The organism is Streptomyces qaidamensis (assembly GCF_001611795.1).
In the GTDB taxonomy this organism is placed as follows: domain Bacteria; phylum Actinomycetota; class Actinomycetes; order Streptomycetales; family Streptomycetaceae; genus Streptomyces; species Streptomyces qaidamensis.
The window spans coordinates 1,716,642-1,742,506 of sequence record NZ_CP015098.1; the positions used below are offsets into that span (position 1 = coordinate 1,716,642).

The following is a 25,865-nucleotide window of genomic DNA, read 5'->3' on the forward strand; positions in this document are numbered from 1 at the left end:
ATGGCCGCCCGGTCGTCCCTGAGGGTTGCGTTCCGGCCGACGCTCGTCGCATGACAGCACAGGGGTACGAACTCGCCGTGCACGTACGGGGACTGCGCAAGCGCTACGGGGGCGTGACGGCCGTGGACGGCATCGATCTCGGCATCCGCCGGGGCGAGGTGTTCGGCCTGCTCGGACCCAACGGCGCGGGCAAGAGCACCACGGTGGAGATCCTCCAGGGCAACCGGGACCGGGACGCCGGCGAGGTGTCCGTCCTCGGGTCGGACCCGGCGACCGGCACGCGCGCGTGGCGGTCGCGGGTCGGGATCGTCTGGCAGGACGAATCGGCGCCCGCCGAGTTGACGGTCCGGGAGACCGTGCGGCACTTCGCCCGCTACTACCCCCGGCCGCGGGACCCGGAGGAGGTCATCGCCCTGACCGGTCTGGAGGCGAAGGCGGACAGCCGGATCAAGGCGCTGTCGGGCGGCCAGCGCAGGCGTCTGGACGTGGCGCTCGGCGTCATCGGAGGTCCCGACCTGCTGCTCCTGGACGAGCCGACCACCGGGTTCGACCCGGCGGCCCGACGACAATTCTGGTCGCTGATCCGCGCCCTGGCCGACGACGGCACGACCATCGTGCTGACCACGCACTACCTGGAGGAGGCGGAGGCCCTGGTGCACCGGCTGGCCGTCGTCGCCCGGGGCCGGATCGTCGCCGAGGGCGAGCCCGGAGCGCTGCGGGAGCGGTACGGCACCGAGGCCACCGTCGCTTGGACCGAGCCGGACGGCACCCCGCGCGCGGAGCGCACCGGCACACCGACGCGGACCGTCGCGGGGCTCATGCGACGCCTCGGCGGCGAGATCCCCGGGCTGACGGTGACCCGGCCCACGCTGGAGGACGTCTACCTCCGGCTGACCGGACAGGCCGAGGAGGAGGAGCGATGAGCACGACCGTCGTTCGGGAGCGCGGCGCGGTGGGTGCCGGACGGCTGCCCGGTGCGTGGGGGCTCGGGCTGCGGCGGGGCGGCCTGGAGATCAGGCAGTTCTTCCGGCAGCGCGATCAGGTGGTGTTCACGTTCGCCTTCCCCGTCGTCCTGTTGTTCCTGTTCGCGTCGATCTTCCGGGACGACGTGGAGGGCGCGGGCATCACCGCCTCGCAGCTGTACGTGCCGGCGATGATGGCCGCCGGGATCATGTCGACGAGCTTCCAGGCGCTCGGCATCTCGATCGCGATCGAGCGGCAGGACAAGGTGCTGCGCCGGCTGCGGGGCACGCCGATGCCGCCGACGGCGTACTTCCTCGGGAAGATCTGGCTGGTTCTCTTCACCGGTGTCCTGGAGACGGCGATCCTCCTCCTCGTCGGCACGACCTGTTACGGCGTGGACCTGCCCTCGGACGCGGGCCGCTGGTTCGACCTCATGTGGATCTTCGTCCTGGGCATCACGGCCTGTGCCCTGCTCGGCATCGCGATCAGCTCGGTCCCGGACTCCGCGAACAGCGCCGGCTCGGTGGTCGTCCTGCCCTTCCTGGTGCTGCAGTTCGTCTCCGGGGTGTACATCGCCATCGGCACCATCCCGGACTGGATGCTGACCGTGGGGGCGCTGTTCCCGCTGAAGTGGATGTGCCAGGGGCTGCGCGGGGTGTTCCTGCCGGAGTCGGCGCAGGTGCTGGAGCAGGCGGGGAGCTGGGAGTCGGGGCGCGTGGCCCTGGTGCTGGCCGCGTGGTGCGTCGGAGGATTGGCGCTGTGTCTGCTGACGTTCCGCTGGAAGGACCGGCGCACGGGATGAGCGATGCCGCGAGTGCCTATCACTGGGAGCGCTCGTTCCGGCTCTGGGACAGGTACTTCGCGCTGATCTGGGTGGCGACGGTGGCTTACGTGCTGGCCACGGAGCAGCCGGGGTGGCCGCTGCGCGCGGTCGCGGCGGCGCTGCTCGTCCCGCTCGTCCCGCTGTACGTGGTGGCCGGGCGGCGTCTGATCCGGGGCGATCCGCCCGACCAGCGGCAGGCGATCGGCTATCTTGCGGCGGCTCTGGCGCTGTTCCTGCCCTCGGCGGTGCTCGCCGGTGAGACGCGGGTGCTGACGTTCGCGCTGATCCCGCAGTGCTTCATGACGCTGCGGATGCGGTCGGCGCTGGTGGCGGTGGCCGTGATGAACCTCGTGCCGGTGGCGGGCTGGGCGCTGCTGTGGTGGCCCGGTGTCCGGGAGGTGGCGTTCGACGTGCTGTTCTCGGTGGTCACCCTGGCGTTCTCGGTGGCCGTCGGCAGCTGGATCATCCGGATCATCGAGCAGAGTCAGGAGCGGGCGGAGTTGATCGCGGAGCTGGACGCGAGCCGGCATGAGGTGGGCCGGCTGTCCGAGGCCCATGGGGCGCTGGCCGAGCGGGAGCGGCTGGCCCGGGAGATCCACGACACGCTGGCGCAGGGGTTCACCAGTGTGGTGATGCTGATCCAGGCGGTCGAGGCGGAGCTGGAGCACGACGTGCCCGAGGCACGGCGCCATCTGCGGCTGATGGACGAGACGGCCCGGCAGAACCTCGCCGAGGCCCGGGCCCTGGTCGCCGGGGGTGCGCCCGCCGACCTGGACGGCGCGTCCCTGCCGGACGCGCTGGGGCGGCTCGCCGCGCGCCATGACGCGGCGCTGGAGGTGACCGGCCCGGTGCGCACGCTGCCCGCGGGCCCGGAGGTGGTCGCGCTGCGGGCCTGCCAGGAGGCGCTGGCCAACGCCCGTAAGCACGCCGGGAGTTCGGCGGCGGTCGGCGTGTCACTGGCGTACGCCGACGACGCGCTGACGGTGTCGGTACGGGACGACGGCCGCGGCTTCGATCCCCTCGCCGCCTGCGGCGGGTACGGTCTCGCGGGACTGCGGGCCCGGGCCGCCGAAGTGGGCGGCACCACCGAGGTGCGCAGCGCCCCGGGCGACGGCACGGTCGTGACCGTCAGGCTGCCGGTCCTGTGGAGGCGGACATCGTGATCCGGATCATCCTGGCCGACGACCATCCCGTCGTACGGGAGGGGCTGCGGGCGATGCTCAGTGCGGAGTCCGACCTGGAGGTCGTCGCCGACGCCTCCAGCGGGCCGCAGGCGGAGGCGCTGGCGGCGCGGTTGCGGCCCGACATCGTGCTGATGGATCTGCGGATGCCGGACGGCGGCGGCGTGGACGCCATCGAGCGGATGGCGCGGGCCGGGCTGGAGTGCCGGGTGGTCGTGCTGACGACCTACGAGACGGACCGGGACATTCTGCGGGCCGTGGAGGCCGGGGCCGCGGGTTACCTCCTGAAGGACCTGCCGCGGGCGGAGCTGGCGGAGGCCGTGCGGGCCGCCGCACGCGGCGAGACGGTGCTGGCCCCGTCCGTGGCGGCCCGGCTGGTCGACCGGCTGCGGACGAAGCCGGAGCGGCCACGCCTGTCGGAACGCGAGACGGCCGTGCTGCGGCTGGTCGCCGAGGGGTGCACGAACGCGGAGATCGGGCGGCAGTTGTTCATCGGGGAGTCGACCGTGAAGACGTATCTGCTGCGCGTCTTCGGCAAGTTGGGGGTGACCGACCGGACGGCGGCCGTGACGAACGCGATGCGGTTCGGGCACCTGGAGGAGTGAGGAAGGCGCCGTGCCCCGGCGCCTTCCCCGGGTGTCTCAGCCGAGCCGTGCTTCCAGCTCCGCCACGATCTCGTTCACGCCGACCGCCGTCTGCTCGCCCGACTCCATGTCCTTGAGCTGGACGACGCCCTCGGCGAGGTCGCGTTCGCCGGCGACGACCGTGTAGCGGGCACCGCTGCGGTTGGCGTTCTTCATCGCGCCCTTGAGGCCCTTGCCACCGTAGGAGAAGTCGGCCGCGATGCCGTTCTTGCGCAGTTCGGTGACCTTGGCGAACAGGACGCGGCGGGCCTCCTCGCCGAGCGGGACGGCGAACACGCTGGTGGTGGCGGGCAGTTCGAGCTCGACGCCCTCCGCCTCCAGGGCGAGGACCGTGCGGTCGACACCGAGGGCCCAGCCGACGGACGGCAGCGCGGGGCCGCCGATCATCTCGGAGAGGCCGTCGTAGCGGCCGCCGCCGCCCACCGCGGACTGCGAGCCGAGGCCGTCGTGGACGAACTCGAAGGTCGTGCGGGTGTAGTAGTCCAGGCCGCGGACCAGCTTCGGGTCGTCCTCGAAGGTGACGCCCGCCGCCGTGATGAGCTCGCGGACCTCCTCGTGGTACGCCTTGCACGCGTCGCACAGGTAGTCACGCAGCAGCGGCGCGTCCCCGAGCTGCTTCTGGACCGACTCGCGCTTGTCGTCCAGGACGCGCAGCGGGTTGATCTCGGCGCGGCGCAGGGTGTCCTCGTCCAGGTCGAGGCCACGCAGGAACTCCTGCAGCGCCGACCGGTAGACGGGGCGGCACTCCTGGTCGCCGAGGCTGTTGAGCAGGATCCGGAAGTTGCTCAGGCCCAGCGAGCGGTACGCCTGGTCGGCCAGGATGAGCAGCTCGGCGTCGAGCGCCGGGTCCTCCGCGCCGATCGCCTCGGCACCGACCTGGGAGAAGTGGCGGTAGCGGCCCTTCTGGGGGCGCTCGTAGCGGTAGTACGAGCCGGAGTACCAGAGCTTGACCGGGAGGTTGCCGGCCTTGTGCAGGTTGGCCTCCAGCGCGGCGCGCAGGACGGAGGCCGTGCCCTCGGGACGCAGCGCGAGCTTGTCGCCGCCCTTGGTCTCGAAGGCGTACATCTCCTTGGTCACGATGTCGGTGGACTCACCGACCCCGCGCGCGAAGAGTTCGACGTTCTCGAAGCCGGGTGTCTCGATGTAGCCGTAGCCGGAGTTGCGCAGCGGAGCGGCGATCGCCTCACGGACGGCGAGGTACTTGGCGCTGTCCGGCGGAATCAGGTCGTACGTGCCCTTGGGGGCCTTGAAGGTGCTCACGGAAGGTCTCGTCACATTCCTCGTCGGGGAGCCCGAGCGGGTCCCTGGCCGGCGGCCACCTGCCGCAGATACGGGTTGGTGGAGCGCTCCTGGCCGATGGTCGTCTGGGGGCCGTGGCCGGACAGCACCACGGTCGAGTCGTCGAGCGGCAGGCACACGCGGGCCAGCGAGTCGAGCATCTCGGCCATGTCACCGCCGGGCAGGTCGGTGCGTCCGATGGAGCCGGCGAACAGCAGGTCGCCCGAGAAGAGGATCGGCGGGATGTCCGCCGCCTCGGGCATGCCGAAGGTCACCGACCCCTTGGTATGGCCGGGTGCGTGCGCGACGGACAGCTCCAGGCCCGCCAGCTCCAGCTTCGCCCCGTCGGCCAGCTCCTTGACGTCATCGGGCTCCCCCACGGTCAGCTCGCCCAGCAGCGGCATCCCGATGGACCGGCCGATCCCCTTCTCGGGGTCGTTCATCATGTACCGGTCGTCGGGGTGGATCCAGGCCGGCACGTCGTGCGCGCCGCACACCGGGACGACCGAGGCCACGTGGTCGATGTGGCCGTGGGTGAGGACGACGGCGACGGGCTTGAGCCGATGCTTCCTGACCGCTTCCGCGACGCCGTCGGCGGCCTGATGGCCGGGGTCGATGATCACGCACTCCTCACCGGCGGCGGGGGCGACGAGGTAGCAGTTCGTCCCCCAGGCCCCGGCGGGGAACCCGGCAATGAGCACGATCGTCCTTCGTTGTGTCGATACGGGCGGCTACGGCTGCTCACAGAGCCTACCGGCGCTGCCGATTCCTCAGCGAACCCATATACGGTACGGGGCACACGCAGGCGGTCGGCACACAGGACGCACGCGTACCGGTCGACGTTCGAGACCCATGAGGAGAGAACCCGGTGGTCACCCAGGAACAGCGGCGGCGTCAGCTCGCCCGGGAGAAGTTCTTGCGGCAGCAGCAGCGACGCACTGACGCGCGACGCAAGGCCCGTATCCGCAACTCCGTGATCGCCTCGACTCTCGGCGTGATCGTGGTGCTCTCGGTGACGGTCTTCCTGACCAAGCCGTTCGAGGACGACGGCAAGACGGACAACGCGAACGCGGAGGTCACCCCGAGCGCCACACCGAGCAAGGCCCCGGACCCGTGCGAGAAGCCGGCTCCGGGCAAGGTCAAGTCGGAGACCTGGAAGAAGGAACCGGCGATGACCATCGACGAGTCGGCGAAGTACACGATGAAGCTGGACACCACCTGCGGTGAGATAGACGTCGATTTGAAGGCGTCGGCGGCGCCGCACACCGTCAACTCGTTCAACTTCCTTCTCGGCAAGGGCTACCTGGACCACAGCAAGTGCCACCGGCTCACCGACCAGGGCATCTACGTCCTGCAGTGCGGCGACCCGAAGGGCACCGGCATGGGCGGACCGGGCTACACCATCCCCGACGAGAACCTTAAGGACAAGAGCCTCAAGGGCGGGATGTACCCGGCGGGCACGGTCGCGATGGCGAACCAGTACAACGGGCAGACGAAGCAGGGCCGCGACAGCGGCGGAAGCCAGTTCTTCCTCGTCTACCAGGACAGTCAGCTGCCGCCCGACTACACACCGTTCGGTACGGTGTCCGAGGCGGGCATGAAGGTCCTGAAGAAAATCGCCGCCGCCGGAGCGCAGGCCCCTGACCCGCAGACGGGCAATACGGCGCCCAACGCGACGGTCGTGATCAACAAGGCCACGATCACGAAATCCTGACCCCTCAACTGCGAAATTTCGGTCGCGCGGGATGCGGACAGGCCCCCCGCCGGTCGCCTATGTTGGCCGTGACGAAACTGTGGACGATGCCCGGGGGAGCTTCAGGCCCCTCGCAGGCATCATGTGGAGGAGGCGCTGTGAGCAGCGACCCGTGGGGCCGCGTCGACGAGACGGGGACCGTGTACGTGCGTACCGCCGACGGCGAGCAGGTCGTCGGTTCCTGGCAGGCAGGCTCCCCTGAGGAGGCGCTGGCCTACTTCGAGCGCAAGTACGAGGGCCTGGTTGTCGAGATCGGCCTCCTCGAGAAGCGAGTGAAGACCACCGACCTGTCGGCGAAGGACGCCCAGGCCGCCATCGACCACATCCGGGAGCAGGTCGACGCGCACCACGTGGTGGGCGACCTGGACGCCCTGCGGGTCCGGCTGGACAAGCTCGTGGAGTTGGTGGAGGCGCGCCGCGAGGAGCGCAAGGCGCAGCGCGCGAAGCAGTCCGACGAGGCGCGCAGGTCGAAGGAGGCTCTGGTCGCCGAGGCGGAGGAGCTGTCGCAGTCCGACCAGTGGCGGGTGGCCGGTGAGCGGCTGCGGGCCCTGGTGGACACCTGGAAGGGTCTGCCGCGGCTGGACCGCAAGTCCGACGACGAGCTGTGGCACCGGTTCTCGCACGCCCGGTCGGCGTTCTCCAAGCGGCGCAAGCAGCACTTCGCGCAGCTGGACGCGCAGCGCGAGGAGGCCCGCAAGACCAAGGAGCGGCTGGTCGCCGAGGCCGAGGCGCTGTCGAACTCGACGGACTGGGGCGTGACGGCCGCGCGCTACCGCGAGCTGATGTCCGAGTGGAAGGCGGCGGGCCGTGCCCAGCGCGAGCACGAGGACGACCTGTGGAACCGCTTCCGCGGCGCCCAGGACGTGTTCTTCGCGGCCCGCAGCTCGGTCTTCGCCGAGCGGGACGCCGAGCAGACGGAGAACCTCAAGCTCAAGGAGGAGCTGGCCGAGGAGGCCGAGAAGCTCCTGCCGATCACGGACCTCAAGGCGGCCCGGGCCGCCTTCCGGAACGTGAACGAGCGCTGGGAGGCCATCGGCCACGTACCGCGCGACGCCCGGCCGAAGGTCGAGGGCCGGATGCACGCGGTCGAGCGGGCCATCCAGGAGGCCGAGGAGGCCGAGTGGCGCCGGACGAACCCGGAGGCACGCGCGCGTGCCGAGGGTCTGACCGGCCAGCTCCAGGCCGCCGTGGACAAGCTGCGGGGCCAGATCGAGCAGGCCCGCGCGCAGGGCAACAACGCCAAGGCCGACAAGCTCCAGCGTGAGCTCGACGGCCGGCAGGCGCTGCTGGACCAGGCGCTGAAGGGCCTGCACGAGTTCGGCGGCTGAGCAGGCGACGGCTGAGCAGGCGATCGGAAGGGGCTCCCGTACACGGTGTACGGGAGCCCCTTTCGTGTGGTCGTGTGCGACTTTCGTGTGGTCGTGCGCGACGGGAGGTTACGACCTGCTGCGCGCCGACGTCACCCGGTACACGTCGTAGACGCCCTCCACGCCACGGACCGCCTTCAGCACGTGCCCGAGGTGCTTCGGGTCGCCCATCTCGAAGGTGAAGCGGGAGGTGGCGACGCGGTCGCGGGAGGTCTGGACGGCCGCGGAGAGGATGTTGACGTGCTGGTCGGACAGCACGCGGGTGACGTCCGAGAGGAGCCGGGAGCGGTCCAGGGCCTCGACCTGGATGGCGACCAGGAAGACCGAGGACTGGGTGGGCGCCCACTCGACGTCGAGGATGCGCTCCGGCTCACGGGACAGCGAGTCCACGTTCACGCAGTCGCTGCGGTGAACCGATACGCCACTGCCGCGGGTGACGAAACCGATGATGGGGTCGCCCGGGACGGGTGTGCAGCAGCGGGCCAGCTTGACCCACACGTCGTCGACACCCTTGACGACGACGCCCGGGTCCGCGCTGGTACGGCGCTTGCGGCTGCGGGCCGGCGGGACCGACTCGTCGATCTCCTCGGTGGCGGCCTCCTCGCCGCCGAGGGCCTGGACCAGCTTCTGCACGATGTTCTGTGCGGAGACGTGGCCCTCGCCGATCGCCGCGTACAGCGCGGAGATGTCGGCGTAGCGCATCTCGTGCGCCAGGGTCACCAGGGAGTCGCCGGTCAGGATGCGCTGGATCGGCAGGTTCTGCTTGCGCATCGCGCGGACGATGGCGTCCTTGCCCTGCTCGATCGCCTCGTCGCGGCGTTCCTTGGAGAACCAGGCGCGGATCTTGTTACGGGCGCGCGGTGACTTGACGAAGCCGAGCCAGTCCCGGGAGGGGCCGGCGCCGGCCGCCTTGGAGGTGAAGACCTCCACCAGGTCGCCGTTGTCGAGGGTGGACTCCAGCGGGACCAGCCGGCCGTTGACGCGGGCGCCAATGGTGCGGTGGCCGACCTCGGTGTGCACCGCGTACGCGAAGTCCACCGGGGTGGCACCGGCCGGGAGCGCTATGACGTCGCCCTTGGGGGTGAAGACGAAGACCTCGTTGCGGGACAGGTCGAAGCGCAGGGACTCCAGGAACTCGCCCGGGTCCTCCGTCTCCTTCTGCCAGTCCAGCAGCTGCCGCAGCCAGGCCATGTCGTTGAGGTGGTCGTCCTTGCCCTTGCCGGACGACTTGGGGGCGTCGGAGCGCACCTTGGAGGTGCCCGCGACGGCCTCCTGCTTGTACTTCCAGTGCGCGGCGATGCCGTACTCGGCGCGGCGGTGCATGTCGAACGTGCGGATCTGCAGCTCGACCGGCTTGCCGCCGGGGCCGATGACCGTCGTGTGCAGCGACTGGTACATGTTGAACTTGGGCATCGCGATGTAGTCCTTGAACCGGCCGGGGACCGGGTTCCATCGCGCGTGCACCGTGCCGAGGGCCGCGTAGCAGTCGCGGACGGTGTCCACGAGGACACGGATGCCCACCAGGTCGTAGATCTCCGCGAAGTCCCGGCCGCGGACGATCATCTTCTGGTAGACGCTGTAGTAGTGCTTCGGGCGGCCGGTGACGGTCGCCTTGATGCGGGCCGCGCGCAGGTCCTGCTGGACCTCGTCGGTGACGATGGCCAGGTACTCGTCACGCTTCGGTGCCCGCTCGGCCACCAGCCGTACGATCTCGTCGTACATCTTGGGGTAGAGGATCGCGAAGGCGAGGTCCTCCAGCTCCCACTTGATGGTGTTCATGCCCAGGCGGTGGGCGAGCGGCGCGTAGATCTCCAGGGTCTCGCGCGCCTTCTTCTCCTGCTTCTCGCGCTTGAGGTAGCGCATGGTGCGCATGTTGTGCAGGCGGTCGGCGAGCTTGATGACCAGGACGCGCGGGTCCTTGGCCATGGCGACGACCATCTTGCGCACCGTCTCGGCCTGCGCGGCCTCGCCGAACTTGACCTTGTCCAGCTTGGTGACGCCGTCGACGAGCAGGGTGACGACGTCGCCGAAATCGCGGCGCAGGTCGTCCAGGCCGTACTCGGTGTCCTCGACCGTGTCGTGCAGCAGCCCTGCCATCAGCGTGGCCGGATCCATGCCCAGCTCGGCGAGGATGGTGGTGACGGCGAGGGGGTGCGTGATGTACGGGTCGCCGCTCTTGCGCTTCTGGCCGCGGTGCCAGCGCTCGGCGACCTGGTAGGCGCGCTCGATCTGGCGGAGTGTGGCCGTCTCGATCTTCGGGTCGTTGCTGCGCACTATCCGCAGCAGCGGCTCCAGCACCGGGTTGTACGGGTTCGCGCGCTGCACCCCGAGCCGGGCCAGCCGGGCGCGGACACGGTTGGAGGAGCCGGAGCGGGCCGGCTGTCCGGCTGCCTGACGGACCGCGGGCGGCGGGGTGGGCTTGGGCCGCGACTGCTCGTCGGGCTTGTCGACCGGCGCCGCCTGGGCGTGCTCGACCGGCCCGCGGGTGTCGTTCTTCGCGTGGGGCGCGTTCGGCGCGGGCTTCGCCGCGGCTGCCGAGGCGGACTCGGGCTTGGCGGCGGTCAGGTGCTGGGCCTCGTCTGGCAAGAGGGCTCCTCGTGCGCGATCCGGTTCCCCCGGTCAGGCTCCGGACCCCCATGGTAGCGATCCCGAGCCCCGGGATCGCCTTCAGGCCAATGTGAGGACCGTCTACCCGGGAAACGCATGAGGCGGGCACCGGATCGTCCGGTGCCCGCCTGCGCGGTGTCGTGCCGGTGTCCACCAGCCCGCCGCGCGGTTGCTAGACCGTGAGCAGGGCCTCCAGCGGAGCGCCGTTCAGGGCCGGCTCCAGGCGGGCGCGGCCGCTCAGGAAGCCGAGTTCCATGAGGACGGCGAGACCCGCGACCTCGGCGCCGGCCCGGCGGATGAGCTGGACCGAGGCCTCGGCGGTGCCGCCGGTGGCGAGGACGTCGTCGACGATCAGGACGCGGTCCCCGGCGGTGAGGTCCTCGGCGTGCACCTCGATCTCCGCCGAGCCGTACTCCAGGTCGTAGGCCTGGGCGAGGGTGGCTCCGGGGAGCTTGCCCGCCTTGCGCACGGGGATGAAGCCGAGCCCGGCGCGGACGGCGACCGGGGCGCCGAGGATGAAGCCGCGGGCCTCCAGGCCGACGACCTTGGTGGCGCCCGTGCGCTCGGCGATCTCGGCGAGGGCGTCGGTCAGAGCGGTGAACGCCGCCGGGTCCGCCAGGAGCGGGGTGATGTCCTTGAACATCACGCCCGGCTCCGGGTAGTCGGCCACGTCACGGATGCGGCTGAGCAGCAGCTCCCTGATCTCGGTCATCGGCGCTTCCCCGAGGGGCGGCCGCGGCCACGGGTACGCGAGGCGGGCTGGTTGCGCGGCCCGACCACCGCGGGTGCGGCGTCCTCGGGCTCGTCGGCGTACGTCTCCTCGTCGTGGACCTCGGTCCCGCCCTGGGCGGCGGACTGTGCCCGCTTGGCCAGGACGCGCTTCCTCAGGGCCTTCATCGCCGGCTCGCGCTCCTTGAGGTCGGCGACGAGCGGCGTGGCGATGAAGATCGAGGAGTACGCACCGGCGGCGAGACCGACGAACAGCGACAGCGAGATGTCGTTCAGCATGCCGGCGCCGAGGACACCGCCACCGATGAACAGCAGGCCCGCGACCGGCAGCAGCGCGACGACCGTGGTGTTGATGGAGCGGACCAGCGTGCTGTTGATCGAGCGGTTGGCGACGTCGCTGTAGGTCCAGCGGGTCTGTTTGGTGAGGTCCTTCGTCTGTTCCTTGAGGCTGTCGAACACCACGACCGTGTCGTAGAGCGAGTAGCCGAGGATGGTCAGCAGACCGATCACCGTGCCCGGTGTGACCTCGAAGCCGACGAGGGCGTAGATGCCGACCGTGATGGTGATGTCGTGGATCAGCGCGACGAACGCGGCGACCGCCATGCGCCACTCGAAGGCGATCGCCAGGTAGATCACCACGAGGACCATGAAGATCCCGAGACCCTGCCAGGCCTTGTTCGCGATCTGCTCGCCCCAGCTGGGGCCGACCAGCTCGGCGTTGATCTGCTCCGAGTCGATCTTGAGGTCGTCGGCGAGCGTGCTCTTGATCTCGTTCGCGGCACCGGTGTCGATGCCGGCGACCTGGATGCGCAGGCTGCCGTCGCCGAGCTTCTGGACGATCGCGTCGTGGCCGGAGGCCTCTTCCGCGTACTGCTCTGCCTGGGACACCGAGGCGCTGGTGTTCTTGGGGGTGTTGAAGACCGCGCCGCCCTGGAACTCGATGCCCATGTTCAGGCCGCGGACCGCCAGACCGGCGATGGCCACGATGGTGATCAGGATGGAGAGGCCGTACCAGATCTTGCGGTTCTTGACGAAGTCGTAGCCGATTTCGCCACGGTGCAGCCGGGCGCCGAGGTTGCCGAGCTTCGACATCTCACGCCTCCTTCGTCTCGATGGGGGCGGAGGGACGGCGGGTGCGGCGCAGCGGCGGCTGGGCACCCAGGCTCTTCGGGTCGAGGCCGGACCACTTGTGGCCGTTGGCGAAGAACGGGCGGCGGGCCATGAGCGTCAGCAGCGGCTTGGTGAAGAGGAACACGACGACCACGTCGAGCAGGGTGGTCAGACCGAGCGTGAACGCGAAGCCCTGGACCTTGCCGACGGTGACGATGAAGAGCACCGCGGCGGCCAGGAACGACACGAAGTCGGAGACCAGGATGGTGCGCCGGGCGCGCGGCCAGGCCCGCTCGACGGCGGGGCGCAGCGAGCGGCCCTCGCGGATCTCGTCGCGGACGCGTTCGAAGTACACGATGAACGAGTCCGCCGTGATGCCGATGGCGACGATGGCACCGCACACGGCCGGCAGGTTCAGCGCGAAGCCGATGGCCGGGCCGAGCAGGGCCATGAGCGTGTAGGTGAGGGCTGCGGAGACCAGCAGCGAGAGGATCGCGATGAACGACAGCCCGCGGTAGTACGCCAGCAGGTAGATGACGACCAGCGCGAGACCGATAGCGCCGGCGATCAGACCGGCCTGCAGCTGGTCACCGCCCAGCGCGGCGGTCACGGTCGTCATGCTGTCCACCTTGAAGGTCAGCGGCAGCGCACCGTAGCTCAGCATGTTGGACAGGTCCTGGGCGGACTGCTGGTTGAAGTTGCCGGAGATCTCGGCGTTGCCACCGGTCAGGGCCTGCCGGACGTACGGGTCGGAGACGACCTCGCCGTCCAGGACGATCGCGAACTGGTTCTGCGGGGACTGGTTCTGGGCCAGCTTGCCGGTGATGTTCGCGAACTTCTTGGCGCCGGCGTCCGTGAAGTCCATGGTGACGGTCCAGCCGGCACCGGTCTGGGTGTTCAGGACGGCCTGGGCCTTGTCGACGTCCGTGCCGTCGACCTCGGCGGGACCGAGGATGTACTTCTGCCACTGGCCCTGCGAGTTCTTGCCGCACGCCAGCGTCGGGTCGGAGGCCTTGACGCCGTCACCCACGGTGGAGCGGGTCTGCTCGTCGGTGCAGTCCAGCTTGGCGTACTTCGCCTGCAGCGCGTTCGCGTCGGCCTCGGCGGTGCCGCCGCTCCCCGACGGGGAGGGGCTGGCCTTGTCGCCCTTGTCCGAGGCGCTCGCGGAGGGCGTCGCGTCGGCCTTCAGCCCGTCCGTGACCGCACGGCCCTGTGTGGTGGGAGAGGCGGACGGGGACGCGGATCCCTTGTCGGTGGCCTCGGGCTTGTCGGTGGCCGTGCCGGACGGCTTGTCCGTGGGGCTGCCGGTGGGGCTCGGGGACGGGCTGGCCGTGCCCTGGCCGCCGGCGATCTCGGTGGCGATGACCGGACGGAAGTAGAGCTTGGCGGTGGTGCCGACCTGCTTGCGGGCCTGCTCCGAGTTGGTGCCCTTGGGAATGTTGACGATGATGTTTTCCCGGCCCTGCGTCTGGACCTCGGACTCGGAGACGCCCAGACCATTGACACGGCGCTCCATGATGGAGACGGCGGTGTCCATGTTGGTCTTGTTGATCGCCGCCTCGTTGCCGGCCTCGGGGACCGCGCGGAGCGTGATGCTCGTACCGCCGGCAAGGTCGATGCCGAGACGGGGCTTCGTGTGCCCCGAGGCGAACATCCCACCGGTGAGCGCCACGATGGCGATCAGGATCAGGGCCAGCGAGCGCCCCGGCTTGCTCTGGGCGCTCGCGTTCCTGCCCTTTTTAGGTGTGGCCACCTTCTCGTACTCCCTCTCGGGCCACCTCGCTCCGGATCGGCGGACGGGCGGCCATGACATGGTGTCGGGACTCCGTGCGAGCTGGGCGTGTCCCGGGGCGCGCGGGCAGGACCCGCGCACCCCGGGACACGACTACTTCGCCTCGGAGTCGCCGTCGGTCTTCTTCGGCTCTGCGTCCGGCTTGGCCTCGGCCGCCTCGTCGGCCGGTTCGTCGGCCGCGTCCTTCTTGCCGAGGTCGACGGCCTTGTCGTCAGCGGGGGCGGCGGAGTCGTCGGTCTCGGTGAGGGAGGAGGCGTCGTCCGGGACGATGTCGGCGTCGGACTTCAGGTCGTGCTCGATGCCGTGGACGATGCGGTTGTACTCGTCGTCGGTGAGGACGGCACCGATGGCGTTCTTGGCGAAGAGGAGATCGACGCCGGGACCGGCGTCGACGAGGACGGTGTCCTCGTTCACTTCCTTGACCGTGGCGTACATGCCCCCGATGGTGCGGATACCGCTGCCGGGCTGCATCTGGTTCCGCATGTCGGCGGCCTGCTGCTGCTTCTTCTTGGCCGACCGGGTCATCAGGAACATGGCCCCGATGAGCACGATGAACGGGAGGAGGGTCAGGAGACTCACGGGTCGGTACTTCCTTCACACGACCGCGCTGTGAGCGGCCAGATGGTTGGGGGTGTGTACGCCGCCGACAAAGGCGGCATCGGCGGAGTCTAAGCGAGTCCGCGCGCATGGAACAACGCTCAGCATGGCACCGGGGTTCCTGCTCCGGCCACTGACCTCGCCGCCCCGGAGCCGTGGCGGCGCCCTCACGCCCCGAACAGGTCCTGTTGTCCGTTTCCGGCGGTCTGGGACCGTGGCGGGGTGAGGCCGAGATGCGCCCATGCGGCGGGCGTCGCGACCCGGCCGCGGGGAGTCCGGGCCAGCAGGCCCTCCCGGACGAGGAAGGGCTCGGCGACCTCCTCCACGGTCTCACGTTCCTCCCCGACCGCGACAGCGAGTGTGGAGAGGCCGACCGGACCGCCGCCGAACAGCTTGAGGAGGGCTTCCAGCACACCCCGGTCGAGGCGGTCGAGGCCGCGCGCGTCCACCTCGTACACGGCGAGGGCCGCCGCGGCGATGTCCCTGGTGATCAGGCCGTCGGCCTTGACCTGCGCGTAGTCGCGGACGCGGCGCAGCAGGCGGTTGGCGATACGGGGCGTGCCGCGGGAGCGTCCGGCGATCTCGGCGGCGCCCTCCGGGTCGATCTCGACTTCGAGGAGGTCGGCCGAGCGGTGGATGACCCGCTCCAGTTCGGCCGGTTCGTAGAACTCCATGTGCGCGGTGAAGCCGAAGCGGTCGCGCAGCGGGGGCGGCAGCAGACCGGCGCGGGTGGTGGCTCCGACCAGGGTGAAGGGGGGCAGTTCCAGGGGGATGGCCGTGGCGCCGGGGCCCTTGCCGACGATGACGTCGACGCGGAAGTCCTCCATCGCCATGTACAGCATCTCCTCGGCGGGCCGGGACATGCGGTGGATCTCGTCGAGGAAGAGGACCTCGCCCTCCTGGAGGGAGGAGAGGATCGCGGCGAGGTCGCCGGCGTGCTGGATGGCGGGCCCCGAGGTGATGCGGATGGGGGCGCCCATCTCGGCCGCGATGATCATCGACAGGGTGGTCTTGCCGAGGCCGGGGGCGCCGGAGAGCAGCACGTGGTCGGCCGTCGCACCACGCGCGCGTGCGGCGCGCAGTACGAGGTCGAGCTGCTCTCGGACCTTCTCCTGGCCGATGAACTCGTCCAGGTCCTTGGGGCGCAGGGCGGCCTCGACGGCCTGGTCCTCACGGTCGGCGGACGCACCGACGAGCCGTTCGGCGGCATCGGCGTCGGTCGTGTCGTCCCAGTTCATGGAGTGTGCCTCGGAATCTCGGTACGGAGGTGCGGAGTGCGGACGGCCCGGACTAGCGGGCGCGGTTCAGCGTCTGCAGGGCCGCCTTCAGCAACTGGCCCACCTGGGGCGTGCCCTCGGCGGCCTCGGCCTGGGGGGCCACGGCCGTCACGGCCTCGTCGGCCTCCCGGGTGGCGTACCCGAGGCCGATCAGGGCCGCGTGCAGCTGGTCACGCCAGCCGCTGCTGACCGGTGCGCCGACGGCGGGTGCACCGACCGGCGCGCCGAGCCGGTCCTTCAGCTCCAGGAGCAGTTTCTGCGCGCCCTTCTTGCCGATGCCGGGGACGGCGGTGAGGGCCTTCTCGTCGGCGGTCGCGACGGCCCGGCGCAGGGCATCCGGGCTGTGCACGGCGAGCATGGCCTGGGCCAGCCGGGGGCCGACACCGCTGGCCGTCTGGAGCAGCTCGAAGACCTGCCGCTCGTCGTCGTCCGCGAAGCCGTACAGGGTGAGGGAGTCCTCGCGGACCACCAGGGAGGTGTGCAGCTTGGCCGGCCGGCCCATGCGGAGCGTGGACAGGGTGTTCGGCGTGCACTGGACGGCCATGCCGACGCCGCCGACCTCGACGACCGCGGCGTCCGGAGCGAGTGCGGCCACTGTGCCGCTGACGAAGGCGATCATGCCGTCCGGCCTTTCGGTGCTTTGGCGGTGTGCAGGGCGACGGCCTGCTGGAGTCGGTTCTGCGCGGGGGCGCGCCAGATGTGGCAGATGGCGAGGGCGAGGGCGTCGGCCGCGTCGGCGGGCTTGGGCGGGGCGCTGAGCCGGAGCAGGCGGGTGACCATGGCACCCACTTGTGCCTTGTCGGCGCGGCCGCTGCCGGTGACGGCGGCCTTGACCTCGCTCGGGGTGTGCAGCGCGACGGGGATGCCGCGGCGGGCGGCGCAGAGCATGGCGACGGCGCTGGCCTGCGCGGTGCCCATGACCGTACGGACGTTGTGCTGGCTGAAGACCCGCTCGACGGCGACGCATTCGGGCCGGTGCTGGTCGAGCCACTGCTCGATGCCCTGCTCGACGGCGACGAGGCGGTGGCCGAGGTCGGCGTCCGCGGGCGTGCGGACGACGCCGACGCCGATCATCGTGAGCGGCCGTCCGGCGACGCCCTCGACGACGCCGACACCACACCGGGTCAGTCCCGGGTCCACCCCCAGTACGCGCACGCGCCCTCCCTTTCGCTCACCTGTTTGTGCAGGCTATCGGGTGCCACCGACAACGCGACGGGCCGACGGGGTGTGTCCCGTCGGCCCGTTGACTCGGTGGAGCCCGGCGCTACGCGTCGACCTTCTCCATGACCTCGTCGCTGACGTCGAAGTTGGCGAAGACGTTCTGCACGTCGTCGCTGTCCTCCAGCGCGTCGATCAGCTTGAAGATCTTCTTGGCGCCCTCCTCGTCCAGTTCGACCTGCATGGTCGGGACGAAGTTGGCGTCGGCGGAGTCGTAGTCGATGCCGGCGTCCTGGAGGGCGGTGCGGACCGCGACCAGGTCGGTGGCCTCGCTGAGGACCTCGAAGCTCTCGCCGAGGTCGTTGACCTCCTCGGCGCCCGCGTCGAGCACGGCGGCCAGCACGTCGTCCTCGGTCAGCTCGCCCTTGGGGACGATCACGACGCCCTTGCGGTTGAACAGGTACGACACCGAGCCCGGGTCGGCCATGGAGCCGCCGTTGCGGGTCATGGCGACGCGGACCTCGGAGGCGGCGCGGTTGCGGTTGTCGGTGAGGCACTCGATGAGCACGGCCACGCCGTTCGGGCCGTAGCCCTCGTACATGATCGTCTCGTAGTCGGCGCCGCCGGCCTCAAGACCGCCGCCGCGCTTGACCGCGGAGTCGATGTTCTTGTTCGGAACCGACTGCTTCTTGGCCTTCTGGATGGCGTCGTAGAGCGTCGGGTTGCCCTCGATGTCGACGCCGCCCATCCGGGCCGCGACCTCGATGTTCTTGATCAGCTTCGCGAAGAGCTTGCCGCGCTTGGCGTCGATCACGGCCTTCTTGTGCTTCGTCGTAGCCCATTTAGAGTGGCCGGACATCTGCCTGTCTCCTTCGCGTAACCCATCTCAGCAACGAACGCAGGAATCCTACAAGGACTCGGCTGCCCGGTTCGCCCGTACCATGTCGACGAACAGGGCGTGGACGCGGTGGTCGCCGGTCAGTTCCGGATGGAACGACGTGGCCAGCGCGGTGCCCTGACGGACCGCGACGATGTGGCCGTCGTGCTCGGCGAGCACCTCGGCCGAGGCGCCGACGGACTCGACCCAGGGGGCGCGGATGAAGACGCCCTCCACCGGGTCGCCCTCGACGCCCTCGACGCCGACGGCGGCCTCGAAGGACTCGTTCTGCCGCCCGAAGGCGTTGCGGCGCACGATCATGTCGATGCCGCCGATGGTCTCCTGGCCCGAGCGCGGGTCGAGGATCTTGTCGGCGAGCATGATCATGCCCGCGCAGGTGCCGTAGACGGGCATGCCGTCCCGTACGCGCGCGCGCAGGGGCTCCATCAGGCCGAACAGGACGGCCAGCTTGGAGATGGTGGTGGACTCGCCGCCGGGGATGACGAGGCCGTCGACCTCGGCGAGTTCTTCGGGGCGCCGCACCGGCCTGGCCACGGCATCGGCCGCGGCCAGGGCGACGAGGTGCTCCCGTACGTCGCCCTGGAGGGCCAGGACGCCTATGACGGGGGTGTCGCTCATGGATTCCTGTGCCTTACCAGCCGCGGTTGGCGTAGCGCTCGGCCTCGGGGAGGGTGTCGCAGTTGATGCCGACCATGGCCTCGCCCAGGTTGCGGGAGGCGTCCGCGATGATCTTCGGGTCGTCGTAGAAGGTCGTGGCCTTCACGATGGCTGCGGCGCGCTTGGCCGGGTCGCCGGACTTGAAGATGCCGGAGCCTACGAAGACGCCCTCGGCGCCGAGCTGGCGCATCAGGGCCGCGTCGGCGGGGGTGGCGACACCTCCGGCGGAGAACAGAACCACGGGGAGCTTGCCGAGCTCGGAGACTTCCTTGACCAGCTCGTAGGGGGCGCGCAGCTCCTTGGCGGCGGCGTAGAGCTCGTTGTTGTCGTAGCCGCGCAGGCGGGCGATCTCGTTCTTGATCTGGCGCAGGTGGCGGACGGCCTCGACGACGTTGCCGGTGCCGGCCTCGCCCTTGGAGCGGATCATCGCGGCGCCCTCGGCGATGCGGCGCAGGGCCTCGCCCAGGTTGGTGGCGCCGCAGACGAAGGGGGTGGTGAAGGCGAACTTGTCGCTGTGGTTGACCTCGTCGGCCGGGGTGAGGACCTCGGACTCGTCGATGTAGTCGACGCCGAGGGACTGCAGGACCTGGGCCTCGACGAAGTGGCCGATGCGGGACTTGGCCATGACCGGGATCGAGACGGCCTCGATGATGCCCTCGATCATGTCCGGGTCGGACATGCGGGCGACGCCGCCGTCCTTGCGGATGTCGGCGGGGACCCGCTCCAGGGCCATGACGGCGACGGCGCCCGCGTCCTCGGCGATCTTGGCCTGCTCCGGCGTGACGACGTCCATGATGACGCCGCCCTTGAGCTGCTCGGCCATGCCGCGCTTCACTCGGGCGGTGCCGGTCTCGGGAGCCTGGTTTTCGGAGATGGACACGGGTGACCTCGCTGATGGGAAAGAGGGTTTCTGCAGCACTGAGGAAACGTGAGAGAACCAGGCCACAGCAAGGGCCAATGGGAACGCCGTGGATCCTTTTGCGACGGACGGCCGGAAAACGACAGGTGAACGAGCTCAGGCGGCCCGGTCCACCAGGGCCACCGGAGGCTCGTCGTCCATCTCGAAGGCCATCGGGAAGGGCGCGTGACCGGCCAGGCGGAACCAGCGCACCTTGCGGTGCCGGCGCAGGGCCCGGGCCGCCCGTACGGTGTCGTTGTGGAACCGGCGGGCCATCGGCACCCTGCGGACCGCCTCGGTGAGTTCCCGGGCCGCTTCCTCTCCCCCGGGCGCCTCCCGCACCGCCTCCACCTGCGGAGCCTCTCCGAAGACGGCCCGCAGCGCCTGGCTCAGCTCGCTCTCGGCGATCTCCCGCTGTTCCTGCTGGGCCTGCCGGGCGGCGTGCGCGGCCTCGTACAGCACGATCGAGGCGGCCGGGTCCAGGACCCCGGAGGTCGCCAGTTCCTGCGCCACCGAGGCCCGGCGCAGCAGCTGCGCGTCCAGGGCGGCCCGGGCGGCGTCGATCCGGGCGTGGAGACGGTCGAGCCGGCCGGCGGTCCAGCTCAGGTAGAGCCCGATCGCGACCAGGGCGACGGCGATCCAGATGAGAGTGGTGGTCACGGGCGGCAAGGCTAGCGGCAGGCGCGGCCACGCCGTTCACCCCGCCCCGCCCGTGGCCGGCGGCTGCGGCGGGCGACTCCGGGCGGCCCGGGCCTCGGTCCGGGCCAGGGGCGGCCCATCGACCGGGCCCGCGGTACCGACCAGGCCGGGCGACCCGTCGACCCAGCCCTCACCAGCAGCCGGTCCAAGCGACCCATCGACCCGGCCCTCAGTCCCGGGCGAACCCCAGCCGCCCCCAGAGCCCGGTCGTCCGCTCGTCCTCGGCGACCGCCGCCGCTCCGGCCGTCACCGTCTCGTAGACGGACAGGATGTCCGCGCCGACGGTCGACCAGTCGAAGCGCCGTACGTGGGCGCTGCCCCGCTCGCGCAGCTCCGCCCGCCGCTCCGGGTCGGCCAGCAGCCGTACGGCCGCGTCGGCCAGGGCGTCGGCGTCCTCGTTGGGGAACAGTTCACCGGCCGCCCCCCGGTCCAGGACCTGGGCGAAGGCGTCCAGGTCGGAGGCGAGGACAGGGGCTCCGGCGGACATCGCCTCGACGAGGATGATGCCGAAGCTCTCGCCGCCGGTGTTGGGCGCGACGTACAGGTCGACGCTGCGCAGGAAGCGGGCCTTGTCCTCGTCGCTGACCATGCCGAGGAACTCGACGCGGGAGCGCAGCTCGGACGGCAGGGACTCCACGGCCTCCTCCTCGTCACCTCGCCCGGCGACCAGCAGCCTGGTCTGCGGGCGCGCGGCGAGGATCTTCGGCAGGGCCCTCATCAGCACTGGGAGTCCCTTGCGGGGCTCGTCGATGCGCCCTATGAAGCCGATCGTGTCGCCCTGCCACTCCGACTTGGGCTCGGCCTCCGCGAAGAAGTCGACGTCGACGCCGTTGGGGATCACGACGGCGTCCCCGCCGAGGTGCTCGACCAGGGTGCGGCGGGCGTACTCACTGACCGCGATGCGGGCGCTGATCTTCTCCAGGGCGGCCTGGAGGATCGAGTACGCGGCGATCATCGCGCGGGAGCGCGGGTTGGAGGTGTGGAAGGTCGCCACGATCGGACCCTGGGCGGCCCAGCAGGTCAGCAGGCCCAGCGAGGGTGAGGTCGGCTCGTGGATGTGGATCACGTCGAACGCGCCGTCGTGCAGCCAGCGGCGCACCCGGGCGGCGCTCAGGAAGCCGAAGTTCAGCCGGGCCACCGAGCCGTTGTACGGCACCGGCACCGCGCGCCCGGCCGAGACGACGTACGGCGGCAGCGGGGTGTCGTCGTCGGCCGGGGCGAGCACGGACACCTCGTGGCCGAGGCGGAGGAAGTACTCGGCGAGGTCCCGGATGTGGAACTGGACGCCGCCCGGTACGTCCCAGGAGTACGGGCAGACGATGCCGATTCTCACGGGCGCCCCTTCTCGGCGTCGAGGTCCGCGAGCCACAGGCGCTGCAGCATGTGCCAGTCCTCCGGATGCTCGGCGATGCCGCTGGCGAAGGCGTCGGCCAGCGCCTGTGTCATGGCAGACGTCTTCTCGGCGCGCGTACCTGACTCGGGCACCTCGACCGGCGGGTGGACGCGGCCCCGCATCACGGGCGATTCGTCGTACCAGAGCGTGACGGGCAGCAGCAGGGCGCCGGTCTGCTGGGCGAGCAGGGCGGGTCCGGCGGGCATCCGGGCCGTGTCGCCGAAGAAGTCCACCTCGACGCCCGAGGCGGACAGGTCGCGGTCGGCGACCAGGCAGACCAGGCCGCCGTCGCGCAGCCGCCGGGCCAGGGTGCCGAAGGCGGTGCCGCCGCTGTGCGGCAGGACCTCCATGCCGAGGCCCTCGCGGTAGGCGACGAACCGGTCGTAGAGCGTCTCGGGCTTCAGCCGCTCGGCGACCGTGGTGAAGGGGAGGCCGAGCTTCGTGGTGAGCCAGGCACCGGCGAGGTCCCAGTTGGCCAGGTGCGGCAGGGCGAGGACGACGCCCTTGCCGGCGGCGAGGCCCTCGGTGAGGTGGTGCAGGTCCTTGACCTCGACTCCGCCCTTGATCCGCTCAGCGCTCCAGGCCGGGAGGCGGAAGGACTCGATCCAGTAGCGCAGGTAGGAGCGCATGCCCACGCGGGACAGCTCGGCGAGGCGCTCGGGGCTCGCGCCGGGCACCACGCGCGCGTAGTTGCTCTCCAGGCGCTGGACGCCCTTGCCGCGCTGCTTCCAGGCCAGGTCGGCGATGGTCCGGCCGAGCCGTGCGGCGACCGGCTCGGGGAGCTTCTTGACCGTGCTCCAGCCGAGGCCGTACAGCGCGTCCGTCAGCCGGTCCTGTGCGCTCACGTGGCCGCCTCGCTCCCGTGGGAGGCGTTCTGCTGCTCGTCCCCGTCATCCTGCTCGCCCTGCGCGGCCGCCTCTGCCTCGGCCTCGGCGGATTCCCGGCGGACCGTGACGACCCGCTGGATCAGCGTGACGAGGCTGCCGACCGCGACGATCCACAGGGCGACGGGCAGCAGGTACTGGATCCCGGGCACACCGAACGCGTGCAGGCCCGCGAGCCCGGCCGCGACCAGGGAGATCACCAGACGCTCGGCCCGCTCGACGAGCCCGTTGACCGCGACCGGCAGACCGATCGACTCGCCCCGGGCCTTGGTGTACGACACCACCTGGCCGCTGGCCAGGCAGAAGATCGAGACGGCGCACAGGACGAGATCGTCGCCCCCACCGGCGTACCACAGGATGAAGCCGCCGAAGATCGCGCCGTCGGCGACCCGGTCGAGCGTGGAGTCCAGGAAGGCGCCCCAGCGGCTGGAGCGGCCGAGCTGACGGGCCATGTTGCCGTCGACGAGGTCGGAGAACACGAAGAGTGTGATCACGACCGTGCCCCAGAAGAACTCGCCCATGGGGTAGAAGACCAGCGCGCCCGCCACCACACCGGCCGTGCCGATGAGTGTGACGGCGTCGGGGCTGACGCCCCGCCGGATCAGAAACGCGGCGAACGGTGTGAGGACACGCGTGAAGAATGCACGCGCGTACTTGTTCAGCATGGCCTTCCCGAGGGTCGGTGTCGCCGTCTGGCCCCTGCTGGCCACCGGCTGGCCCATCGTAGTCACGCGCGCGCGTGGGCGAGGCGCGGGCACCCGCACCCCTTTCGGGGGAACCCGCGAGCCGCTGGTGGGCGGCGCGGTCACGTCGTTCGTATGGACGCACCGTGACGGGAGTGGGAAGGTCGAATGACCGCGGGCGTCGCCGGAGCCGCACCGCACGCGGATCCCGCGTGTCCGCGCCCACAGGGACCTCACCGTGCACGGGAGGCAGGATCATGGGCGACAAGGCACAGACACACCCTGGGGCCGCCGGCAGGGCACAAGCGGCCGACCACCCTCAGTCCGTACGGAATGTGGTGCTGGTCGGCCACTCCGGATCGGGCAAGACCACGTTGGTGGAAGCCCTCGCGCTGACGGCGGGGGCGGTGAACCGGGCGGGCCGCGTCGAGGACGGCGGCACCGTCTCCGACTACGACGACATCGAGCACCGGCAGCAGCGCTCGGTACAGCTCTCCCTGGTGCCCGTCGAGTGGGACGGCATCAAGGTCAATCTCCTCGACACCCCCGGATACGCCGACTTCGTCGGTGAACTCAGGGCCGGTCTGCGCGCGGCGGACGCGGCCCTCTTCGTCGTCTCGGCCTCGGACGGCGTGGACGGCTCGACCCGCATGGTGTGGGAGGAGTGCGCGGCCGTGGGCATGCCCCGGGCCATCGTCGTCACGCACCTGGAGTCGGCGCGTTCCGACTTCGAGGAGATGACCCGCAGCTGCGCCGAGGCCTTCGGCGCGGACGACCCCGACGCGGTCCTGCCGCTCTACCTGCCGCTGCACGGCCCCCAGGCGGGCGACGGACACGCACCCGTGACCGGGCTGATCGGGCTGCTGTCGCAGAAGCTGTTCGACTACTCGACCGGCGAGCGCAAGGAGTCCGAGCCGGGCGAGGACCAGCTGCCGCTGATCGAGGAGGCCCGCAACCGGCTCATCGAGGGGATCATCGCCGAGAGCGAGGACGAGACCCTCATGGACCGCTACCTCGGCGGGGAGCCGGTCGACGTCAAGACGCTCATCGAGGACCTGGAGCGGGCCGTCGCGCACGGGGTCTTCTTCCCCGTCCTGGCCGCCGCCCCCGCGGCCGAGGGCTCACGGCAGGGACTCGGCACGGTGGAGCTGCTGGAGCTGATCACGCGGGGCTTCCCGACGCCGCTGGAGCACGAGACGGTGCGGGTGACGACCATCGACGGCAAGCCGCGCGAGCTCAAGCCGTGCGACCCGGACGCCCCGCTGGTCGCGGAGGTCGTGAAGACCTCCTCGGACCCGTACGTGGGCCGGCTGTCGCTGATCCGCCTGTTCTCCGGCACCCTGCGCGCCGACCAGACGGTCCATGTCTCCGGGCACGGCCTGGCCGACCGCGGGCACGAGGACCACGACGTCGACGAGCGGATCGGCGCCCTGTCCACGCCGTTCGGCAAGCAGCAGCGCCCGGTGTCGCACGTCATCGCGGGCGACCTGGCCTGCGTGGCCAAACTGAGCCGTGCCGAGACCGGCGACACCCTGTCCGCCAAGGACGACCCGCTGCTGATGGAGCCGTGGCAGATGCCCGACCCGCTGCTGCCGCTGGCCATCCAGGCGCACAGCAAACCCGACGAGGACAAGCTGTCCCAGGGCCTGGCCCGGCTGGTGGCCGAGGACCCGACGATGCGGCTGGAGCAGAACCAGGACACCCACCAGGTGGTCCTGTGGTGCCTGGGCGAGGCGCACGCCGACGTCGCCCTGGAGCGGCTGCGCAGCCGGTACGGCGTCCAGGTCGACGTCGTCCCCCACCGGGTGTCCCTGCGCGAGACGTTCGCGGACAAGTCGGCCGGCCGGGGCAGGCACGTCAAGCAGTCCGGCGGGCACGGGCAGTTCGCGATCTGCGAGATCGAGGTCGAGCCGCTGCCCGGCGGGTCCGGCATCGAGTTCGTCGACAAGGTCGTGGGCGGCGCGGTGCCCCGGCAGTTCATCCCGTCGGTGGAGAAGGGCGTCAGGGCCCAGGCGGCCAAGGGAGTGGTGGCCGGGTATCCGCTCATCGACGTACGGGTGACCCTCCTGGACGGCAAGGCGCACTCGGTGGACTCCTCCGACGCCGCCTTCCAGACGGCCGGCGCGCTGGCGCTGCGGGAGGCCGCGGCCGACGCGAGGATCCATCTGCTGGAGCCGGTCGCCGAGGTGTCGGTGCTGGTCGGCGACGACTTCGTGGGCGCGGTGATGAGTGACCTGTCGGGGCGGCGCGGCCGGGTGCTCGGCACCGAGCAGACTCCGGGCGGGCGCACCCTGATCCGGGCCGAGGTGCCGGAGATCGAGATCGGCCGGTACGCGATCGACCTGCGGTCGATGGCGCACGGCACGGCGGGGTTCAGCCGCCGGTACGCGCGCCACGAGCCGATGCCGCAGCAGGTCGCGGACCGGGTGCGTGAAGAGGAGCGCAAGGCCTCGTAGTTGGCGCCGGGCGCCGCC

Annotated in this window: 24 protein-coding genes; 7 read left to right on the forward strand and 17 right to left on the reverse strand. The window is 70.9% G+C overall.

The window, feature by feature from the left end:
- Window positions 1-50 precede the first annotated feature (50 nt).
- Genes A4E84_RS07385 through A4E84_RS07400 form a run of 4 tightly spaced genes read left to right on the forward strand, consistent with a single transcriptional unit; the run spans window position 51 to window position 3,572 of the window.
- Complete coding sequence (locus A4E84_RS07385) at window positions 51-923, forward strand: ABC transporter ATP-binding protein (protein ID WP_062925772.1); 873 nt, start codon at window positions 51-53, stop codon at window positions 921-923.
- Window positions 920-1,765, forward strand: coding sequence for an ABC transporter permease (locus A4E84_RS07390; RefSeq protein WP_062925773.1), 846 nt, complete (start codon window positions 920-922; stop codon window positions 1,763-1,765). Before A4E84_RS07385 ends, A4E84_RS07390 begins: the two co-directional genes overlap by 4 nt.
- Entirely contained in the window at window positions 1,762-2,949 is a 1,188-nt protein-coding gene (locus A4E84_RS07395) for a sensor histidine kinase (RefSeq protein WP_062925774.1), read from the forward strand. The genes A4E84_RS07390 and A4E84_RS07395 overlap by 4 nt, the downstream gene beginning before the upstream one ends.
- Window positions 2,946-3,572 (forward strand): response regulator, encoded by a 627-nt coding sequence (locus tag A4E84_RS07400; protein ID WP_062931352.1) that lies wholly within the window; start codon window positions 2,946-2,948, stop codon window positions 3,570-3,572. Before A4E84_RS07395 ends, A4E84_RS07400 begins: the two co-directional genes overlap by 4 nt.
- 36 nt (window positions 3,573-3,608) lie before the next feature.
- Here the strand turns inward: A4E84_RS07400 and hisS are convergent, their stop codons facing one another.
- Entirely contained in the window at window positions 3,609-4,871 is a 1,263-nt protein-coding gene (hisS, locus tag A4E84_RS07405) for a histidine--tRNA ligase (RefSeq protein ID WP_033309649.1), read from the reverse strand.
- An 11-nt stretch (window positions 4,872-4,882) separates the two neighbouring features.
- The gene (locus tag A4E84_RS07410; protein WP_062925775.1) at window positions 4,883-5,590 is read right to left on the reverse strand and encodes an MBL fold metallo-hydrolase; all 708 of its coding nucleotides are present in this window, start codon (window positions 5,588-5,590) and stop codon (window positions 4,883-4,885) included.
- 167 nt (window positions 5,591-5,757) lie between these two features.
- On the opposite strand from A4E84_RS07410, the gene A4E84_RS07415 reads away from it, so the two are divergent.
- Together A4E84_RS07415 and A4E84_RS07420 are read left to right on the forward strand one after the other, a co-directional pair.
- Window positions 5,758-6,603 (forward strand): peptidylprolyl isomerase, encoded by an 846-nt coding sequence (locus A4E84_RS07415; RefSeq protein ID WP_062925776.1) that lies wholly within the window; start codon window positions 5,758-5,760, stop codon window positions 6,601-6,603.
- Between the two features lie 137 nt (window positions 6,604-6,740).
- Window positions 6,741-7,970, forward strand: coding sequence for a DUF349 domain-containing protein (locus A4E84_RS07420; protein WP_062925777.1), 1,230 nt, complete (start codon window positions 6,741-6,743; stop codon window positions 7,968-7,970).
- Between the two features lie 108 nt (window positions 7,971-8,078).
- Here the strand turns inward: A4E84_RS07420 and relA are convergent, their stop codons facing one another.
- The 15 genes from relA to pgsA all read right to left on the reverse strand — a co-directional run bounded on the left by relA (window position 8,079) and on the right by pgsA (window position 23,430).
- Window positions 8,079-10,595, reverse strand: a complete 2,517-nt coding sequence (relA, locus tag A4E84_RS07425; protein ID WP_062925778.1) for a GTP pyrophosphokinase — start codon at window positions 10,593-10,595, stop codon at window positions 8,079-8,081.
- Between the two features lie 193 nt (window positions 10,596-10,788).
- Window positions 10,789-11,328 carry an adenine phosphoribosyltransferase gene (locus A4E84_RS07430; RefSeq protein WP_062925779.1) on the reverse strand — a complete coding sequence of 180 codons (540 nt, stop codon included), beginning with the start codon at window positions 11,326-11,328 and terminating at the stop codon, window positions 10,789-10,791.
- Window positions 11,325-12,437 carry a protein translocase subunit SecF gene (secF, locus tag A4E84_RS07435; protein ID WP_062925780.1) on the reverse strand — a complete coding sequence of 371 codons (1,113 nt, stop codon included), beginning with the start codon at window positions 12,435-12,437 and terminating at the stop codon, window positions 11,325-11,327. The genes A4E84_RS07430 and secF overlap by 4 nt, the downstream gene beginning before the upstream one ends.
- Window position 12,438: 1 nt before the next feature.
- Window positions 12,439-14,208, reverse strand: a complete 1,770-nt coding sequence (secD, locus tag A4E84_RS07440; RefSeq protein WP_062925781.1) for a protein translocase subunit SecD — start codon at window positions 14,206-14,208, stop codon at window positions 12,439-12,441.
- A 132-nt stretch (window positions 14,209-14,340) separates the two neighbouring features.
- Window positions 14,341-14,826, reverse strand: coding sequence for a preprotein translocase subunit YajC (gene yajC, locus A4E84_RS07445; protein ID WP_062925782.1), 486 nt, complete (start codon window positions 14,824-14,826; stop codon window positions 14,341-14,343).
- A gap of 185 nt (window positions 14,827-15,011) precedes the next feature.
- A complete protein-coding gene (gene ruvB, locus A4E84_RS07450) occupies window positions 15,012-16,082 on the reverse strand; it encodes a Holliday junction branch migration DNA helicase RuvB (protein WP_062925783.1) in 1,071 nt (356 codons plus the stop codon).
- A gap of 52 nt (window positions 16,083-16,134) precedes the next feature.
- Entirely contained in the window at window positions 16,135-16,740 is a 606-nt protein-coding gene (ruvA, locus tag A4E84_RS07455; protein WP_062925784.1) for a Holliday junction branch migration protein RuvA, read from the reverse strand.
- Window positions 16,737-17,276, reverse strand: coding sequence for a crossover junction endodeoxyribonuclease RuvC (ruvC, locus tag A4E84_RS07460; RefSeq protein ID WP_062925785.1), 540 nt, complete (start codon window positions 17,274-17,276; stop codon window positions 16,737-16,739). The genes ruvA and ruvC overlap by 4 nt, the downstream gene beginning before the upstream one ends.
- Before the next feature lie 109 nt (window positions 17,277-17,385).
- On the reverse strand, window positions 17,386-18,138 hold the full coding sequence (locus A4E84_RS07465; RefSeq protein ID WP_033309637.1) for a YebC/PmpR family DNA-binding transcriptional regulator: 753 nt from the start codon (window positions 18,136-18,138) through the stop codon (window positions 17,386-17,388).
- Between the two features lie 48 nt (window positions 18,139-18,186).
- Window positions 18,187-18,795, reverse strand: coding sequence for a pyridoxal 5'-phosphate synthase glutaminase subunit PdxT (gene pdxT / locus A4E84_RS07470; RefSeq protein ID WP_062925786.1), 609 nt, complete (start codon window positions 18,793-18,795; stop codon window positions 18,187-18,189).
- 13 nt (window positions 18,796-18,808) lie between these two features.
- On the reverse strand, window positions 18,809-19,714 hold the full coding sequence (gene pdxS / locus A4E84_RS07475) for a pyridoxal 5'-phosphate synthase lyase subunit PdxS (RefSeq protein WP_062925787.1): 906 nt from the start codon (window positions 19,712-19,714) through the stop codon (window positions 18,809-18,811).
- Window positions 19,715-19,849: 135 nt separating this feature from the next.
- The gene (locus tag A4E84_RS07480; protein WP_062931353.1) at window positions 19,850-20,392 is read right to left on the reverse strand and encodes a hypothetical protein; all 543 of its coding nucleotides are present in this window, start codon (window positions 20,390-20,392) and stop codon (window positions 19,850-19,852) included.
- A 208-nt stretch (window positions 20,393-20,600) separates the two neighbouring features.
- A complete protein-coding gene (locus tag A4E84_RS07485; protein WP_062925788.1) occupies window positions 20,601-21,764 on the reverse strand; it encodes a glycosyltransferase family 4 protein in 1,164 nt (387 codons plus the stop codon).
- Window positions 21,761-22,669, reverse strand: coding sequence for a phosphatidylinositol mannoside acyltransferase (locus A4E84_RS07490; RefSeq protein WP_062925789.1), 909 nt, complete (start codon window positions 22,667-22,669; stop codon window positions 21,761-21,763). The genes A4E84_RS07485 and A4E84_RS07490 overlap by 4 nt, the downstream gene beginning before the upstream one ends.
- Window positions 22,666-23,430 carry a phosphatidylinositol phosphate synthase gene (pgsA, locus tag A4E84_RS07495; protein WP_079128892.1) on the reverse strand — a complete coding sequence of 255 codons (765 nt, stop codon included), beginning with the start codon at window positions 23,428-23,430 and terminating at the stop codon, window positions 22,666-22,668. The genes A4E84_RS07490 and pgsA overlap by 4 nt, the downstream gene beginning before the upstream one ends.
- A gap of 218 nt (window positions 23,431-23,648) precedes the next feature.
- On the opposite strand from pgsA, the gene A4E84_RS07505 reads away from it, so the two are divergent.
- Entirely contained in the window at window positions 23,649-25,847 is a 2,199-nt protein-coding gene (locus A4E84_RS07505) for an elongation factor G-like protein EF-G2 (RefSeq protein ID WP_062925792.1), read from the forward strand.
- The last annotated feature ends 18 nt before the right edge of the window (window positions 25,848-25,865 follow it).